We start from the raw sequence: 17,898 nt of genomic DNA, 5'->3' as shown, positions 1-17,898 counted from the left end.
GCCTAAAGTCTGTTGCGTGGAGATTGTCACCGCGCGACTGGCTTTGCGTCGGCCCGGGCCTGCCGACCTCGAAACGATTTTCGCGATCCACCGCGACCCCGAGGCGTGCCGGCACAACCCTTCGGACCTGCTCGCAACGCGGGCCCAAGCCGAACACCTCTACAGCCGGTGGGACGACCATTGGCGCCGGCACAGCTTCGGCTACTGGGTTGTCGAAGAACGCGAGTCCCGCAAGATCCTCGGCTTTGCGGGCCTCAAGGTGGTCCGCTTCCGCGAGATCGAAGTCCTGAACCTCTTCTACCGCCTCGATCCGGCGGCCTGGGGCAACGGCGTGGCGACGGAAGCAGCGACAGCCGTGGTGCAGTGGGCCGGCCGCCACCTTCCGGAGTGGCCGATCCTCGCTCGGGTCCGCCCGGACAACGTGGCGTCGCAGAAGGTGGCCCAGCGGGCGGGCCTCACCCGCGCCGAACACCTGGACGATCTGGGCGAGGACGGCCTGGACTGGCTCTTCGTCACCCGCTGGCCCGCAGACGACCAAAGCCCGCCCTGACCGCTGCCGCCTTGCCGACGCAGACCGCGCTGACCCCGCTGCCGGCCGCGAGCCCGCTGCCGGCCTGCTTCGCCGGTCAGCCGCGTAGGCGCAGCCCGCGAGGCGTCGCCCGGAACCCCGCCCCGGTCAACGCGTCCCGCAACGGCGACGAATGCACCGACTCCCCATCCGCCCGTTCCACGGACATCGGCCCCAGCGCCCCCGACCGCACCGATCCCGCCAGCGCCTGCCCAGCCGCCGTCAACGCCTCCGTATCGTCCAGGTAGGACAGCAGCGTCCGGCCGCCGCGTTCGACGTACAGGATCAGGTCGCCGCCGACCAGGACCACCAGGGCTCCTGCCTTGCGGCCCGCCCGGTGGCCCGTCGCCGGCGTTGTCTCGCCGTTGCCGCTGTCCACCACTCGTTCCGGCCATGGCAGTGCCGCCCCGTACGGGTTGGCCGGGTCGGTCGCCGCCAGCACCACCGCGGTTGCGCCCGTGCGTTTGGCCAGCTCGGCGGGCTCGGCCAATGCGCGCAGCCGGTCCACCGCGCCCGGCACCGCGAACTGTGCCGCCCCCAGGCCTTCCACGAAGTAGCCGCGGCGGGCCGCGCCCCGCTCCTCCAGCGCTGCCAGCACCGGATACACCGCCGCGAAGCCGCCGGTCACGCCCTCGGCCATCACCGCGCCGCGGGTCACCACTCCGTGTCGTTCGAGCAGGAGGTCGGCCAGGGCGGCCGCGCGGCGGGTCGGGTCGAGGTCGCGTTCCGGCAGGCGGGACCAGCGGCCCACCATCATCAGCGGTCCGGATCGGGCCGGCATTGTCGGGCGGCCGGGACGGCGGAAGCGGGTGCGGGCGGGCGCTGCCTTCGCGCGGTGGGCGCCGCTGCTGCCGAGCAGGGCGCGCAGTGGCGCCAGCGTGTCGTTGGTCAGGTGGCCGGCCCAGACCAGGTCCCAGACCGTTTCGGCCAGGGCGGTGTCGTCGGTGGCGCCGATCTTGTCGGACAGGCTGCGGAAGAACAGCGCCTGGCCGTCCGCCAGCGCGTCCAGCACCGACTGGTGTTGCGGGGTCAGCGCGAACTCGTCGTCCGGCGGTGGCAGCAGCAGCGGGGCACTGTCGGCGTACGCGAGGGTCACCCAGCCGTCGCCGCCCGGGATGGAGCCCGAGCCGGCCCACAGCACCTCGCCGCTGGCGCACAGCTCGTCGAGCTGGGGCGGGGCGTAGTCGGCGACCCGGGCCGGCAGGATCAGGCGTTCCCAGGCCGAGGCCGGTGCGGCCACGCCTTGCAGCTGCTCGATGGTGGCCGCCAGGGCATCGACGCCGCGAGAGTTGCCGCCGATCTGGTGCCAGCGGGGCAGGAACGCGGCCAGCACCCGCGGTGGCACCGGCTCGATCTCGCGGCGCAGCGCGGCCAGGGAGCGGCGTCGCAGCAGCCGCAGCACCTCCGCGTCGCACCACTCGGTGCCGGCCCCGCCGGGGGAGAACTCGCCGGAGACGACCCGGCCGGTGGCGCTGAGCCGCTTGAGGGCCTGCTCGACGACGAAGACGCCGAGGCCGAACCTGGCTGCGCAGGTGGCCGCCGCGAACGGGCCGTGGGTGCGGGCGTACCGGGCGACGAGGTCGCCGAGCGGGTCGGCCACCGGCTCGAGGTAGGCCTCCGCGACGCCGACCGGCAGGGCCACGCCGAGTGCGTCGCGGTAGCGGCCGGCGTCCTCGACGCCGATCCAGCGTTCCTCGCTGGCAATCCGGACCTGGATGGCGCGCCGGCTCGCCTGCAGGGTCGTCAGCCAGTCGAGCTCGACACCGCGGGCGGTGAGATCCGCGGCGGACAGGTCGCCGAGCAGGCGCAACAGCTCGGCCGCGTCCTCGGCGTCGCGCGGGCTGCGAGCTGCGGTGAGCCACTGCAGCTGGGCTTCGCTCTCGGTCACCACCGTCGGGTCGAGCAGCTCCCGCAGGTCGACGCGGCCGAGCAGCTCACCCAGCAGGGTGGAGTCCAGAGCCAGGGCGGCGGCGCGACGCTCGGCCAGCGGTGCGTCGCCCTCGTAGAGGAACGCGCCCACGTACCCGAAGAGCAAGGAGCGGGCGAACGGCGACGGCCGTGGGGTCTCGGCCTCGACCAGCCGGACCTTGCGTCCCGCGATCTCGCGCATCAGCCCGACCAGCCCGGGCACGTCGAAGACGTCCTGCAGGCACTCGCGGGCCGCTTCCAGGGTGACCGGGAAGTCGGCGAACTCGCGGGCCACGTCGAGCAGCTGGGCCGAGCGCTGGCGCTGCTGCCAGAGCGGCTGACGGCGGCGCGGGTCGCGGCGGGGCAGCAGCAGCGAGCGGGCGGCGCACTCGCGGAACCGGGAGGCGAACAGCGCCGACGTGCCGACCGACTCCTCGACCAGCTGGGAGATCTCCTCCGGGTCGAAGGCGACCAGGTCGGCACCGGGCGGCTCCTCGGCGGTGTCCGGCAGGCGGATGACGATGCCGTCGTCGGAGGGCATGACCTGGCCGTCGACGCCGTACCGCTCGGAGAGCCGGCGGGCGATGGCCAGCGCCCAGGGTGCGTTGACCCGGGCACCGAGGACACAGTGCACGGTCATGCGCCAGTCGCCCAGCTCGTCGCGGAAGCGCTCGACCACGATGGTCCGGTCGTCGGGCAGATTGCGGGTGGACTCGCGCTGCTCGCGCAGGTAGGCCATCAGGTTGTCGGCCGCCCACTCGTCGAGCCCGGAATCGCGCAGCGAGGCGATCGCCTTGCTGTCCTCCGCGCGGGTCAGGGTGCGCAGCCGGGCGCCGATGGCCCGGCCCAGCTCGATCGGGCGGCCGAGCGCGTCGCCCTTCCAGAACGGCATCCGGGCCGGCGCGCCCGGGGCGGGGGAGACCAGCACCCGGTCGGGGGTGATGTCCTCGATGCGCCAGGAGGTCGAGCCGAGCAGGAAGACGTCGCCCACCCGGGACTCGTAGACCATCTCCTCGTCGAGCTCGCCCACCCGGGACGCCTTCTCCGAGCCGGCCAGGAAGACGCCGAACATGCCGCGGTCGGGGATCGTGCCGCCGCTGGTGACGGCGAGCCGCTGGGCACCGGGACGCCCGGTGAGCTCGTCGGTGGTGCGGTCCCAGACCAGGCGGGGCCGCAGCTCGGCGAACGCGGTCGACGGATAGCGCCCGGAGAGCATGTCGAGCACGGCGTGCAGGGCGGAGTCGGGCAGCTCCGCGTACGGCGCGGCCCGGCGCACCAGCGCGGCCAGCTCGTCGACCTGCCACGCGTCCAGGGCGACCATCGCCACGATCTGCTGGGCCAGCACGTCCAACGGGTTTCGGGGGTAGCGCAGCTCCTCGATCGCGCCCTCACCCATCCGCTCGGCGACAACCGCGCAGCTGAGCAGGTCACCGCGATGCTTGGGGAAGACGACACCGCGCGAGACGGCCCCGACCTGGTGCCCGGCCCGGCCGATGCGCTGGAGCCCGGCGGCGACCGACGGCGGCGCCTCGATCTGCACCACCAGATCGACCGCGCCCATGTCGATGCCCAGCTCCAGGCTGGAGGTGGCAACCACGGCCGGGAGCTGCCCGGACTTGAGCGCCTCCTCGATCTGCTTGCGCTCCTCGCGGGAGACGCTGCCGTGGTGGGCGCGGGCGACGACCGGTGCCGCTCCCGTGGCTATCGGGGACTGGGCCATCAGCGCGGCGGGCGCGCGGTCGGCCTGCTCGACCACGGCCTCGGCGGCCAGCTCGTTGATCCGGGCGCACAGGCGCTCGGCGCCGCGCCGCGAATTGGTGAACACGATCGTGGAGCGGTGCTGCTGGATCAGCTCCAGCACGCGTTCCTCGACGGCGGGCCAGATGGACGGCGTGCGCCGGGACGTGCCCGGGTCGTCCGCGTCGACCTCGGGCACCTCGTCGAGGCGGGTCATGTCCTCCACCGGGACTTGCACCGAGACCTCGATGGTCTTGCTGCTGCGCGGCTGGACGATCTCGACGGCGCCGGCGCCGCCCAGGAACCGCGCTGTCTCGTCGATCGGGCGCACGGTCGCGGACAGCCCGACCCGTTGCGCCGGGCGACCCAGCATCGCGTCGAGGCGTTCGAGCGAGAGGGCGAGGTGGGCGCCGCGCTTGGTGGCCGCGACCGCGTGCACCTCGTCGATGATCACCGTCTCGACGCCCTTGAGCGACTCCCGGGCAGCCGAGGTGAGCAGCAGGAACAGCGACTCCGGCGTGGTGATCAGGATGTCCGGCGGCGTACGCGCGAAGGCCCGCCGTTCGTCAGCCGGGGTGTCCCCGGTGCGCATGCCGACGGTGATGTCCGGTGGTGGCAGCCCGAGCCGCCCGGACGCCTGCCGGATGCCGGTCAGCGGCGCCCGCAGGTTGCGCTCGACGTCGACGGCCAGCGCCTTGAGCGGGCTGACGTAGAGCACCCGGCAGCGGTGCTTGGGCTCGGCCGGGACGGGCTCGTGGGCCAGCCGGTCGAGCGACCAGAGGAAGGCGGCCAGCGTCTTGCCCGAGCCGGTCGGCGCGACCACCAGCGCGTTGCGGCCGGCGCCGATGGATCGCCAGGCGCCGGCCTGGGCGGCCGTGGGCGCGGCGAACGCGGCCCGGAACCACTCCCTGGTGGCGAGGCCGAACTGCTCGAGGACGTCTGACACATGTCCATGGTGCCCCCGGGGTCTGACAGAAATCGGGGACCGGCGAAAACATCCATCCGGGTGACGGCTCCGAACCAGGAGTGCAGGGCTACGAGCCGATGGGCATCAATCAGACGTTGGAGCACAGGATGGGCACTCGACCAGCGCTCGCGCGCAACCGGAAGGACCATGGTGCGGACCGGTGACGTGCGGCACATTGATGAACGCAGAGCGTATGCATCGATGGCCGCCACCGACGATGCCGCAGAGGCTTCACGAACAGGAGGCACCGTGACCCATCGCGTATCCGCCTTACGGCGCCTCGGTAGCGCGGCGGCCGCCGTTGCCGCGCTGGCGACCATCACCCTTTCCGCGACCCCGGCCCGGGCGGCCGGTGACGGCTACGTCCGGCTCGCCCACCTTTCGCCCGACACTCCGGCCGTGGACGTCTATCTGAAGTCCGACTCGGGCACGGTCAAGGACCAGAAGTTCGACGGCGTCGCGTACGGCGCCATGTCCGACTACCTGCGCCTGCCCACCGGCACGTATTCCGTGGCGATGCGCAAGGCCGGTGCCGCCGCGAGCACCCCGCCGGTGCTGACCACGCAGGTCACGGTGGACGACGGCGCGGCGTACACGGTGGCCGGGGTGGGTCGCTACGCCGACCTCGGCCTGCGCGTGCTCAAGGACGACCTGAAGCTGCCGGGGGCCGGGGAGTCCAAGATCCGGATCATCCAGGCCTCGGTGCGCGCGCCGGTGCTCGACGTCGGCGGGGCCAACGGCAAGACCATCGCCGACGGCGTCCAGTTCGCCACCACGACCGCCTATCGCCAGGTCAACCCGGGCAAGTGGACGGTCCGGGTGAAGCCGACCGGCGGCGGTGCGACCAGTGACCTGCCCTGCACGCTGGGTGCCGGCAACGTGTACTCGCTGCTGGTGCTCGACGACAAGAAGGGCGGTCTGAAGCCGGAGCTGCACATCGACGCGGCCCGCCAGGGCGGCGTGCCTCAAGGCGGGGTGGCCACGGGCGAGGGCGGCACACAGCCGCAGTCCCCGATGCCGATGGCTCTGCTGCTGGCCGGGGTGGCAGCGGTGGCGACAGGTGGTCTGCTCGTCGGGCTCAGGCGCCGCTCCCGCTCTGCTTGAAGGCGTACCGGATGAAAGTCGTGACGCCGACGCCCGAGGCCGGTCCCGCAGCCGGGGCCGGCCGGGCCGCGGCCCCGGACAAGCCGGAGGTACGCCGTAAAGCGCGCATCCTGCTGCCAGTGGCGGTGTCGGTGCTGGTGGCGTTCGCCGTGGCCACCGGCTACCTGATGCTCCGCGAGCCGGCCGGCACCGACAAGCTCGGCCGCTGGGCCGGCACCCCGAGCGCCGCCTCGGTGCCCGTCCAGCCGTCCGAGGACATGGAGGGTGCGCCGAACCCGTTCCGTACCGTGCCATCGGATCTCAGCGGCCCGCCGACCCGCCTGCGGGTCAAGGCCATCGGGGTGGACACGTCGCTGGAGACGCTGAAGCTGGGCGCGGACGGTGAGTTGCAGCCGCCGAAGACCAACGAGCACGCCGGCTGGTACGCGGACGGCACCGCCCCGGGCGACGTGGGCCCGGCCGTCCTGGCCGGTCACGTCGACTCGAAGCAGGGTCCGGCGGTCTTCTACCGGCTGCGCGAGATCACCACGGGCGACAAGATCGAAGTGACCCGCGGCGACCGTACGGTCACATTCACGGTGACCGCCACGGCCTGGTATCCGAAGAAGGCATTTCCGACGGAAGAGGTCTACGGGCCGACCCCGGACCGGCAGCTGCGATTGATCACCTGTGGTGGGGTCTTCGACCGGACCTTGCGGTCGTACACGGACAACCTGGTGATCTACGCGGTGGCCGGGTGATCAGGATTCCGCAGGTCAGCCGCCGGTGACTATCCTGGTCGAAGAAGCTACGGATGGGGGCTGATGGCGGTCAGGCGCATGCTCATCGCCGGTCGGTACAGGCTCCTGGAGCCGGTCGGCTCCGGCGGTATGGGCCGGGTCTGGCTGGCCCGTGACGAGATGCTCGACCGGGACGTCGCCGTCAAGGAGTTCGTCCCGCCGGAGTGGATGACCGACGAGGAGCAGGCCCGGCTGCGCACCCGCACCCTGCGCGAGGCGCGCAGCGCCGCCCGGCTCAACCACCCGCACGTGGTGCGCATCTACGACGTCGTGCACGCCGACGATCTGCCCTGGATCGTGATGGAGTACGTCCCGTCCCGCTCGCTGCACCAGGTCATCGGCGAGGACGGCGCGTTCGCGCCGGCCGAGGCGGCCCGGATCGGCCTGGACGTGCTCGAGGCGATCACCGCCGCGCACCGGGCCGGCGTGCTGCACCGCGATGTCAAGCCGCACAACGTGCTGATCGGTCATGACGGCCGGGTCGTGCTCACCGACTTCGGCCTGGCCACCTTCGTCGACGACGGCTCGGTCACCGGCCCTGGCATGGTGGTCGGCTCCCCGCAGTACGTCTCCCCGGAGCGCGCCCGCGACGGGGCGTCCACCGTGGAGTCCGACCTCTGGTCCTTCGGCGCGACCCTGTACGCCGCCGTCGAGGGGCGCTCCCCGTTCGCCCGCGACAGTGCCATGGCGACGCTGATGGCGCTGGCCACGGACGAGGCCGATCCGCCGGTGCGGGCCGGGCCGCTGGCTCCCGTGCTGACCGGGCTGCTGCGCCGCGAGCCGGTGGAACGGCTCACCGGCGCCGAGGTGGCCGAACGGCTGCGCCTGATCGTGGCGGAGGCCGGTCTGCTCCCGGCGCCGTCGAGGACGGCCGGGACGACGTTCGGCCGTGCGGTCGTACCCGGCCCCAGAAAGGCCCCCGACGATCAGCCCGGTCGGGACGCCCGCCCGCAGCCGCAGCCGGAGCCCGTCGAGGCGAAAGCCGAGCCGGCCGGTGGCGGTCTCGGTGCCGCCCTGGCCGCGGCCCTGCCCGGTGTCGTCTATCCGCCTGGACCGGCCGCTGAGCAGGGGGAGCGCCCGAGTGAGCCGGTCATCCCGGCCCAGCGCCCTGCCCCGGCCGAGGTCGCGCCGCCGAGGTCGCGCCGGCGGCTCCTCGTCGCGGGTGTGGTGCTGGCCGTGCTCGCCGGTGGTGGCGTCGCCGCCGGGCTGACGCTGCGCGATGACGACGACCGGGCCCAGCCCACGGCGATCGGAGCCACCCCCAGCGTCGTCACCTCCTCGGGCAGCGGCGGCAGCTCCGGCGGCTTCAGCCCGGTGAACTGCGCCAGTGCGGCACCGCCCGGACTGCCCCGCACGCCGGTCGCGGGGGCGGAGAAGCTGCGCGACGGCTGGGCGTTGTATCCGGGCTGGTCCTATTTCAGTGACGCCGGCTTCCACATCGCGGTCCCGGACGGCTGGACCTATCAGACCATCGGCACCACGATCTGTTTCCGCGACCCGGGCAACCTCAGGATCCTCAGCATCGACCCCGACCGCAGCCCGCAGGGTGACCCGGTGCAGGCGTGCCGCAAGGAAGTGACCCGGCTGCGGGCCGCCGGTGACCTGCGCAACTACACCCAGCTGCGGATCGACCGGGTGCCCGGTCTGGCCCGGGCGGCGGACTGGGAATACACGTACGACGGGCGCGACGGTGACCGGATGCACGCGATGACCCGGTGGCGCGCGGCCAACGACGGCCGGGCGTACGCGATCGGCCTGATGACCCTGGATCTGGACTGGCCCGGCAACTTCGAGAAATGGGGCATGATCCAGAGCACCTTCTTCACGGACAGCTGAGATATGGCTCATTCGATATGAGTGCATAGAACTGCGTCTCTGCGATGCTCGGCGTGGCCGCCGCCACACCCTGGGCGACGGCACCCCCCGAGCCCCGCGGAGGACACCCCGTGAGAGCAGTTCCATTGATCGGCGCGTCGGCCTTGCTCGCCGCCCTCTTCGCCGCCCCCGTCCAGGCCGCTCCCGTCGCTGCGGCCGCTGTGGCACCGCCCGACATCGCCGTCGCGAACGTCAAGGCGCACCTAACCCAGCTCCAGTCGATCGCCACGGCGAACGGCGGCAACCGCGCGCACGGCCGGCCCGGCTACCTGGCCTCGGTCACCTACGTGAAGGGTCTGCTCGACGCGGCCGGCTTCACCACCCAGCAGCAGTCGTTCACCTACAACGGCGCGACCGGCTACAACCTCATCGCGGACTGGCCCGGCGGCGACACCTCCGACACCCTCATGGTCGGCGCGCACCTGGACAGCGTCACGGCCGGCCCCGGCATCAACGACAACGGCTCCGGCTCGGCCGCCAACCTCGAGGTCGCGCTGGCCGTCGCCCGGACCGGCTTCCAGCCCGCCCGGCACCTGCGCTTCGGCTGGTGGGGCGCCGAGGAGCTGGGCCTGCGCGGCTCCACCGCGTACGTGAACTCGCTGAGCTCGGCGCAGAAGGCGGCCATCGGCGGTTACCTGAACTTCGACATGGTGGGCTCGCCGAACCCCGGCTACTTCCTCTACGACGGCGACAACTCCGACGGCACCGGCTCGGGCCCCGGCCCCGCGGGCTCCGCCGAGATCGAGGACACGCTGGAGGCGTACTACGCGTCGATCGGTGTGCCGACCCGCGGCACCGACTTCGACGGGCGCAGCGACTACGGCCCGTTCATCGCGGCGGGGATCCCCGCCGGGGGCATCTTCACCGGGGCGGAGGGCCGCAAGACCGCGGCCCAGGTGACCCTCTGGGGCGGTACGACCGGCGCCTTCGACCCCTGCTACCACGCCTCCTGTGACACCACCGCGAACATCAACGACACGGCGCTGAACCGCAACTCCGACGCGATCGCCTCCGCGGTCTGGGCGCTGGCCGACGGCGGCGGCACGGAGCCTCCGCCCGGCGAGACGGTCTACTCGGACACGTTCGAGACCGCCACCGGCTGGACCACCAACGCCGGGGCCACCGACACCGCGACCGCCGGCGCCTTCGAACGCGGTGACCCCGCCGCCACCACCTCGGGCGTGGCCACCCAGCTCGGCACCACGGTCAGCGGCACCAACGACCTGGTCACCGGCGCGGCCGCCGGGGCCAGCGCCGGCGCCAACGACGTGGACGGCGGCACCACGACGATCCGGTCGCCGGCGATCACGCTGCCCACCGGCACGCTGACCCTGTCGTTCTCCTGGTACCTCGCGCACCTGAACAACGCGACCAGCGGCGACTACTTCCGGGTCCGGGTCATCTCCGGCAGCACCACGACCACGCTCTTCACCCAGGCCGGGGCGGCCAGCAACCGCGCCGCCGCGTGGCAGGCCGCGACGGTCAACCTCTCCGCGTACGCCGGGCAGTCCATCCGGCTGCAGGTGGAGGCGGCCGACACCGGCACGGCGAGCCTGGTGGAGGCGGCTGTGGACAACGTCACCATCACCCGCGCCTGACGGACGGGGGTGTGCGGGGGTGCGGCTGCGGCCGTACCCCCGCTCGGGTTTCTCACAGCGGACTTGCAGCCGCCGCTGCTATCTTTTTCGGATGATCGGCAGTATGCAGCCGGGCTCGGCCCGGCTTCTCGTCTCTCCGGCCCGGCCATGTTGATCCTGGTCGGTTTTCTGCTAGTCATCCTGGTGACGGCCGTGACGGGCTACTTCGTCGCCCAGGAGTTCGGGTATGTCGCGGTCGACCGCAGCCGCCTGCGCCAGGAGGCCGAGCAGGGCGACAAGGCCGCGGAACGCGCGCTCAAGGTCACCGAACGGCTCTCGTTCGTGCTGTCCGGCGCGCAGCTCGGCATCACCGTCACCGCCCTGATCGTCGGCTACGTCGCCGAGCCGTTCCTCGGTGAGGGCTTCGCCGACCTGCTCGGCGTGGCCGGGGTGCCCACCGCGGTGAGCCTGCCCATCTCGATCGTGCTGGCCCTGCTCATCGCCACCGTCGTGCAGATGGTCCTGGGCGAGCTCGCTCCCAAGAACTTCGCGATCGCCCGGGCCGAGACCCTGGCCAAGGCGCTCAGCCGCTCGACGCTGATCTACCTGACCGTCTTCGGGCCGATCATCAAGCTCTTCGACAAGGCCGCGGCCCGGCTGCTGCGCCGGGTCGGCATCGAGCCGATCGAGGAGCTGCCCGAGGGCGCCACGGAGGAGGACCTCGAGCACATCATCGCCGAGTCCCGCGCCGAGGGTCACCTCGATCCGGAGCTCTCGGCGCTGCTCGACCGCGGCCTCGACTTCCGCCGCCGGGTCGCGTCCGAGGTGATGATCCCCCGGGTGGACGTGCACACGGTTCGCGGCAGCGACCCGGCCTCCCAGGTGGTGAAGCTGCTGGACACCGGCCGGTCCCGTTTCCCGGTCCGCGCCGGCACCGGCGTCGACGAGATCATCGGAGTGGTCGGCATCGCGGACGTCCTGACCGTGCCCGCGGCCGACCGCGCCACGGTCCCGGTCGAGTCGCTGGCCGTGCCACCGCTCTTCGTGCCGGCCTCGTTGCGCCTGCCCGCGGTGCTGGACCGGCTGCGCGGCGACCACCGCCAGCTCGCCTGCGTGGTCGATGAGTACGGCGGCTTCGCCGGCATCATCACCCTCGAGGACATCGCCGAGGAACTGGTCGGCCCGATCCGCGACGAGGACGACCTGCCCGAGCCGGCCCCGGCCCGCCAGCAGGACGGCTCGTGGATCGTCCCGGCCCGCTGGCGCATCGACGAGGTCATCGACGCGACCGGCGTGGACCTGCCGGAGAGCGACGAATACGACACGGTGTCCGGCCTGGTGATGTCCGAGCTCGGCCGGGTGCCACAGGTCGGTGACGCGGTGTCGCTCGCCTCCGGCACAGCGCTCGCGGTGCTCTCGGTGGATCGGCACGTGCCTGACGCCGTACGCCTGTCGGCCCCGCCCGGGCCCGCCGCCGTCTCCGCCACCGCTCTCGCCACCGCTCCCGACGCCGAGGAGGATCCCCGATGAGCACGACCTGGGCCGTGATTTGTTCGGTGCTGCTGCTCGCCGGGAACGCGTTCTTCGTCGCCGCCGAGTTCGCCCTGGTGGCCAGCAAGCGCTACCGCCTGGAGCACGCCGCCGCGGGGGGCAGCCGGGCCGCCCGCGCCGCCCTCGACGGCAGCCGCGAGCTGTCCCTCATGCTGGCCGCCGCCCAGCTCGGCATCACGCTGTGCTCGCTGGGCCTGGGCGCGCTGGCCGAGCCGGCCATCGAGCACCTGGTCCACCCGCTGCTGCACGGCATCGGCCTGCCGGACATGCCCAGCGGCATCATCGCGTTCCTGCTGGCGCTGGTCGTCGTCACGTTCCTGCACCTGGTGGTCGGCGAGATGATGCCGAAGTCCTGGGCGATCACCGACCCGGAACGCTCAGCGACCCTGCTGGCACTGCCGTTCCGCGGCTTCGTCCGGATGGTCCGCCCGGCCCTGGTGGCGCTGAACGCCCTGGCCAACGTGGCGCTGCGCCCGTTCGGGGTGCACCCGCAGGACCAGCTGGCCCAGGCGCACGGCCCGCAGGAGATGCACATCCTGCTGGAACGCTCCCGCGCGGAAGGCCTGATCGGCGCGGAACAGACCGAGCTGCTGACGAGCATGCTGAAGCTGCAGGACACCAAGGTCGCCGACGTGATGACCCCGGACGCCCAACTGGTGACAATCCCGCCGGACGCCTCGGCCCTGGACATCGAGGCGTCGTCGCTGCGCTGCGGCCGGTCCCGGCTGGTGGTGGTCTCCCCGACGGGCGAGGCGCTGGGCGTGGTCCACGTCCGCGACGCGATCCGGGTCACCACCCCGGGCGGGACGGCGACGGCGGCCGAGCTGATGGACCCGCCGTTCACGCTGGAAGCGGCGGTCACGGTGACGGACGCGGTGACCCGGATGCGGGCGGCCCGGGCCCAGTTCGCGCTGGTGACCCGCCGAGGCCAGGGCCGGGTCGGCTTCGTCGCCCTGGAGGACCTGCTGGAGCAGGTCATCGGCGAATTCGACGACGAGACGGACCCGGTGCCGGTGGGCCGGCGCATGCGCTGAGAGGATGGCCGGATGGTCTTCGCGAGAGTGCTGCGGGCGTTCGGGGTAGGCGGACCGAGCGTCGACACGGTCCTGACCGACCCGGCCACCCACCCCGGCGGCACCCTGCACGGCGAGGTCAGAGTGGCCGGCGGTGAATACGACGTGCTGATCGACAACATCGTGCTGGCCCTGGTGACCCGAGCGGAAGCGGAAGACGGCGAAGCACTGCTGGAATTCCACCGCGCCTCGGTGGCGGGGAACTTCACGCTGAGGGCGGGGGTGCGCGAGGACATCCCGTTCACGCTGACAGTGCCGTGGGAGACGCCGGTGACGCACCTGGCGGGCAAGCCGCTGGCCGGGATGACGATGGGCGTGCGGACCGAGCTGTCGGTGGCCAAATCGGTGGACCAGGGGGACCTGGACGGGGTGGAGATCCATCCGCTGCCGGCCCAGGAAAGCATTTTGGCGGCCTTCGACCGCCTGGGCTTCCGGCTGCGGCACGCGGACGTGGAAAGAGGCGGGATCTATGGGATACGGCAGGAGCTGCCGTTCTACCAGGAGATCGAGTACGCGGCGCCGGCGGAGTACGCGAAGTCGATGGACGAGGTGGAAGTGACCTTCGTGGCGGACCCGGCGGGGATCGAGGTGATCCTGGAGTTCGACAAGCGTGGGGGGTTGTTGCGGGAGGGGCGGGATACTTACGCCCGCTACCGGGTCTCGCATGACCAGGTGTCGGGGGTGGATTGGGTTTCGGTGGTGGAGGGGTGGGTGCACGAGGTGGTTGGTAAGGGGTCTTTGCCGGGGTGAGGCTGGCTTCTTGTTAGTCCTTGTTCCGTCTGCATGTTTGCTGCATTGCCCTTTGTCGCGCAGCCGTTCCCGTTGGCGCTGGCCGTTCGGGCCGGCGTTCGCCGCCGCCCGTGTCCGTCGCTTGCCGCGTCGGCCGTTGCCGTTCGGCGGTCAACCCGTGGTGGCGGTGGCGAGTTTGATCCCGAAGCCGACGAACACAGCGCCGACCCCGGTCGCCACGGCCGCGGACAGTCGCTGACGACGCCGGAACTGGCCGGCCAGGAACCGCCCGCCGAAGATCAGCCCGGTGAGATAAAGCGCGCTGAACACCTGCAGCACCGCCCCGAGGATCAGGAACGACAGCGCAGGATGGGCATACCCCGGCTCGACGAACTGGATGAAGAACGAAACCACGAACAGGATCGCCTTCGGATTGAGCAGGCTGACAACCAGCGCCCGCCGGAACGGCCGCTGCATCCCCGCACTGAGCCCGGTAGGCCTCGCCCGATCCACGGCAACCGCTGCGTTCCCGGCCGCCCCCGCATCGGCACTCGGCCGAGCGACTGCCGCCGAAGCACTGCGACCACGCCACTTCTGCCAGGCGCCACGGATGATGCCGAAGCCCACCCAGGCAAGGTAGGCCGCCCCCGCGTACTTGATAACCATGAAGGCCGGCGGATACGTCCGCAGCAACGAAGCGACCCCGGCAGCAGCCAGCACCATGAGCACCGTGTCGCCGACGAACACCCCGGCGGCAGCCCGATATCCCGCTCGCACCCCGCGCTGCGCGCCAACCGTCAGCACAAAGATGGAGTTGGGCCCAGGCAGCAACACGATCGCGACCGTGCCCAGCACGTACGTCCAGAAGTCAGTGATCCCCAGCACGCCTCCATCCTCAGCGCCCCGACGAGGCGCCGGCAGTACCCGTAGAGCCAGATCCTTGTGGCTTTCCCCACGCCGTCGAGCGCCCTGGGTCGAGAGCCCTACACCGGGTCCACCCGCCGTCGCAGCAGGCAGAACTCGTTGCCCTCGGGATCGGCGAGCACGTGCCAGCTCTCGTCCCCCGTCTGGCCCACGTCGGCCGGCCGGGCACCGATCGCGAGCAGCCGCTCCAACTCCGCGTCCTGGTCGCGATCGGTCGCATTGACGTCGATGTGCAGGCGCAGCTGACCCGTCTTCGGCTCCGTGGTCCTGTTGAAGACGATGGTCGGTTGCGGCCCGCCGAACCCACCATCGGCCGGCCCGATCTCGATGTCGCCGTTGGCGTCACGCTCCAGCTCGACATAGCCGAGCACCTCACACCAGAACCGGGCGAGCAGGTCAGGATCGAGCGCGTCCAGCACGAGCTCGGTTATGCGGCATGCCATCCCAACACCCTAATTAAGCTCAGCCGGTGAGGCGCTGGTCTCCGGGCGGGCACGAAGGCGCTTCGCGGCCGCGGGCCATTCCTCCACCGTCATCGCGAACAGCACCGTGTCCCGCCAGGTCCCGTCCGGGCGCAGACGGTGCCGCCGGATCATCCCGTCCCGCGTCGCGCCCAGCCGAGCGATCGCCTGCTGCGACCTCTCGTTGCGAATGTCGGTGTACCAGAACACCCGCTCCGCGCCGAGCACCTCGAAGGCCCGTTCCATCAGCAGCAGCTTCGCCTCCGTGTTCACCCCGGTGCGCCACCACCGACGGCCGAGGACGGTGTGGCCGATGCCGACTGCCTGCCGTTCCGGGTCGATGTCGTGATAGCTCGTCATGCCCATCACCTCGCCGGTCTGCGGGTCGACCTGAGCCCACGACACCCTCTTACCTTCCCACTGCTCGCGGGCGGCGACAGCAATGAGCTCGGCCATCTCCGCGCTGCTCCGCGGCCGCTCGCTCGGCAGGTGCTGCCACACCTCGTCATCGCTGATCGCCGCCAGCAGGCCGTCCGCGTGACCCGGGGCCAGCGGCTCCAACGCGACATGTCGGCCGCGCATCGGCGCCGCGATGTGCCACGGCGAGGTCGGTCCCGGCAGATAGGCGGGCGGGGGACCACTGACTCCGGCATCCGGCTCCGGCGGGCCGGCGACCCGCCGCAGCGGCAGCACGCCGGCCCAGTGCGGCAGCGACAGATCCTCCGGGTCGTCCACGACGCCGCCGGTGCGCGCTCGCACGGACACTTCGACGAGAGGCAGCGCCAGGACGGTGGTCGTCGCCAGCTCACGTGCCGTCGGCGGCCTGCTCGCCCCGCTGCGGCCGTGGCCTATCCGCTCCACCAGGGCGTCCATCGCCGCGCGCTTCTCCGACATATCAGTGACTGGCCTGGCATTGCCGTGCACCACGACCGATCGGTAGTTCGCGCTGTGATGGAACTGGGAGCGCGCATAGACGATGCCGTCGAGCAGTGTCACCGACACGGCAACCGGAACGCCGTCGCCTCGCGCCTGCATGCCCAGCCGGCCGCCCGTGGAAGCGTGCAGATACAACGTGTCCTCGACGCGGACGTGCAGCGTGGGCAGCACCCGTGGCTCACCGTCGACCACGAAGGCGACGGAACAGTCATACGCCTCGTCCAGGATGGCGTGTGCCTTCTCGCGTTCGTAGTGCATCCGGGCGCGATTGCGGGTGGCCGTGGTCCGAGCGGTGGGCTGATAGAGGTCGGTCACGGAACCCTCCTTGCCAACGGGCCTGTACTAGTACAGAATCTGTCTTGTGTCAGCACAGTATCAGGTCACCGGATCCAGCGCCGCCTCGATTTCCGCGAGCATCGAGGCGGGGGTTCGCCTCGGCGACTGGGCCTGGGGTGATCGCCTCCCGCCCATCCGGGTTCTCGCCGACAGCCTGCACGTGAGCCCGGCCACCGTGTCCAAGGCCTACCAGGAGCTGCGTCAGCGCGGCATCGTCGAGTCCGTGGGCCGCCAGGGCACCCGCATCCGGGCCCGGCCGGCTGTGGCCAGCCCGCGCTCCGCGCTGCGGCTGCCGGTGCCGGCGGGCGCGCTCGACCTGTCGGCCGGCGACCCCGACACCCGGCTGCTGCCGTCCCTGGGCCGGCACCTTCGCTCAGTGTCCGATGAGGTCGGTCCACCCATGGGGTACGCGGCAGCCGGCGCAATGCCCGAGCTCATCGACGCAGCCCGGCCCCGCCTCGCCGCTGACGGAGTGCCCGTTGACGATGCCGCCATCACTGTCACCAACGGCACCCTTGATGCCATCGAGCGACTGCTGACGGCACATCTGCGCCCGGGCGACTCGGTGGCTGTCGAGGATCCCGGCTGGGCCAATCTGCTCGACCTCCTGGGCGCACTGGGCCTGACTGCCGTGCCGGTCGCGGTGGACGACGAAGGCCCGCTGCCTGACCGGCTCGCTGCCGCGTTGAGAGGAGGGGCGCGCGCCGCCGTGATCACGGCTCGCGCGCAGAATCCCACCGGCGCCGCGGTCACCGCCGGCCGCGCGACAGAGCTGCGTGCGGTCCTGAGCAGCAACCCCGAGGTGCTCCTGATCGAGGACGACCACGCCGCCGAGCTGGCCGGCGTGCCCTTGCACTGCCTCGGCGGCGCGACGCAATCGTGGGCATTCGTCCGATCGGCCTCGAAGCCCTACGGCCCCGACCTGCGCATCGCCGTCATGGCCGGGGACGAGGCGACCATCGCGCGCGTGGTCGGGCGCATGCGTATCGGAGCCGGCTGGGTGTCCACAGTGCTGCAACGTCTGCTGCTGAGGCTGTGGCACGACGAGGAAACCGAGGCCCAGATCGCCGCAGCAGGTGCGGACTACGACCGCCGCCGCCGGTCGCTGCGCGAGGCGCTGGCGGTGCGCGGAGTGCGGGCGCGAGGTGTCACCGGCATCAACATCTGGGTCAACGTCGACGACGAGACCCGCATGGTGACAACCCTGCGCGATGCGGGCTATGCGGTCGCCCCGGGTTCCCTCTTCCGCATGGAGGCACCGCCCGGCGTCCGGATGACGGTCAGCCCCATCGACGACGACGCCATCGAAGCCCTGGCCGACAAGGTCGCCGCCGCAGCCCATCCCGCCGCCGTGCCCACCCCTTCACGATGAC

At 72.0% G+C, this 17,898-nt stretch carries 13 protein-coding genes; 9 read left to right on the top strand and 4 right to left on the bottom strand.

All coding sequences use genetic code 11. The features are described 5' to 3' along the window. Positions 1 to 16 precede the first annotated feature (16 nt). Positions 17 to 550: a GNAT family N-acetyltransferase gene (locus ACQP2Y_RS39235; protein ID WP_433721424.1), complete on the top strand. Its 534-nt coding sequence runs from the start codon at positions 17 to 19 to the stop codon at positions 548 to 550. A 76-nt stretch (positions 551 to 626) separates the two neighbouring features. Here ACQP2Y_RS39235 and ACQP2Y_RS39230 read toward each other — a convergent pair whose 3' ends face one another. Next, a complete protein-coding gene (locus ACQP2Y_RS39230; protein ID WP_433721423.1) occupies positions 627 to 5,159 on the bottom strand; it encodes an ATP-dependent helicase in 4,533 nt (1,510 codons plus the stop codon). 270 nt (positions 5,160 to 5,429) lie between these two features. Here ACQP2Y_RS39230 and ACQP2Y_RS39225 point away from each other — a divergent pair, with 270 nt between their 5' ends. The 7 genes from ACQP2Y_RS39225 to ACQP2Y_RS39195 all read left to right on the top strand — a co-directional run bounded on the left by ACQP2Y_RS39225 (position 5,430) and on the right by ACQP2Y_RS39195 (position 13,889). Then, entirely contained in the window at positions 5,430 to 6,284 is an 855-nt protein-coding gene (locus ACQP2Y_RS39225) for a DUF4397 domain-containing protein (RefSeq protein ID WP_360814272.1), read from the top strand. A gap of 11 nt (positions 6,285 to 6,295) precedes the next feature. Further along, positions 6,296 to 7,024, top strand: coding sequence for a class F sortase (locus tag ACQP2Y_RS39220; protein WP_433721422.1), 729 nt, complete (start codon positions 6,296 to 6,298; stop codon positions 7,022 to 7,024). A 63-nt stretch (positions 7,025 to 7,087) separates the two neighbouring features. Next, the gene (locus tag ACQP2Y_RS39215) at positions 7,088 to 8,899 is read left to right on the top strand and encodes a protein kinase domain-containing protein (RefSeq protein ID WP_433721421.1); all 1,812 of its coding nucleotides are present in this window, start codon (positions 7,088 to 7,090) and stop codon (positions 8,897 to 8,899) included. Positions 8,900 to 8,943: 44 nt separating this feature from the next. Beyond that, complete coding sequence (locus ACQP2Y_RS39210; RefSeq protein ID WP_433721420.1) at positions 8,944 to 10,536, top strand: M28 family peptidase; 1,593 nt, start codon at positions 8,944 to 8,946, stop codon at positions 10,534 to 10,536. Between the two features lie 147 nt (positions 10,537 to 10,683). Further along, positions 10,684 to 12,045: a hemolysin family protein gene (locus ACQP2Y_RS39205; protein WP_433721419.1), complete on the top strand. Its 1,362-nt coding sequence runs from the start codon at positions 10,684 to 10,686 to the stop codon at positions 12,043 to 12,045. Continuing rightward, complete coding sequence (locus tag ACQP2Y_RS39200; protein WP_433721418.1) at positions 12,042 to 13,100, top strand: hemolysin family protein; 1,059 nt, start codon at positions 12,042 to 12,044, stop codon at positions 13,098 to 13,100. Before ACQP2Y_RS39205 ends, ACQP2Y_RS39200 begins: the two co-directional genes overlap by 4 nt. Before the next feature lie 12 nt (positions 13,101 to 13,112). After that, the gene (locus ACQP2Y_RS39195) at positions 13,113 to 13,889 is read left to right on the top strand and encodes a sporulation protein (RefSeq protein ID WP_433721417.1); all 777 of its coding nucleotides are present in this window, start codon (positions 13,113 to 13,115) and stop codon (positions 13,887 to 13,889) included. A 150-nt stretch (positions 13,890 to 14,039) separates the two neighbouring features. On the opposite strand, the gene leuE is transcribed toward ACQP2Y_RS39195, so the two are convergent. The 3 genes from leuE to ACQP2Y_RS39180 form a co-directional block, all read right to left on the bottom strand. Beyond that, the gene (gene leuE, locus ACQP2Y_RS39190; RefSeq protein ID WP_433732224.1) at positions 14,040 to 14,789 is read right to left on the bottom strand and encodes a leucine efflux protein LeuE; all 750 of its coding nucleotides are present in this window, start codon (positions 14,787 to 14,789) and stop codon (positions 14,040 to 14,042) included. A 62-nt stretch (positions 14,790 to 14,851) separates the two neighbouring features. Continuing rightward, a complete protein-coding gene (locus ACQP2Y_RS39185) occupies positions 14,852 to 15,235 on the bottom strand; it encodes a VOC family protein (RefSeq protein WP_433721416.1) in 384 nt (127 codons plus the stop codon). Positions 15,236 to 15,244: 9 nt separating this feature from the next. Beyond that, a complete protein-coding gene (locus ACQP2Y_RS39180) occupies positions 15,245 to 16,504 on the bottom strand; it encodes a bifunctional pyridoxamine 5'-phosphate oxidase family protein/GNAT family N-acetyltransferase (RefSeq protein WP_433721415.1) in 1,260 nt (419 codons plus the stop codon). A 46-nt stretch (positions 16,505 to 16,550) separates the two neighbouring features. Here ACQP2Y_RS39180 and ACQP2Y_RS39175 point away from each other — a divergent pair, with 46 nt between their 5' ends. Then, entirely contained in the window at positions 16,551 to 17,897 is a 1,347-nt protein-coding gene (locus tag ACQP2Y_RS39175) for an aminotransferase class I/II-fold pyridoxal phosphate-dependent enzyme (protein ID WP_433721414.1), read from the top strand. Position 17,898: the final 1 nt, after the last annotated feature.

It is taken from the genome of Actinoplanes sp. CA-051413, assembly GCF_050955795.1.
Taxonomy (GTDB): Bacteria; Actinomycetota; Actinomycetes; order Mycobacteriales; family Micromonosporaceae; genus Actinoplanes.
Note: the sequence above shows the minus strand (reverse complement) of the source record. Positions and strands in the feature narration are given on the sequence as shown.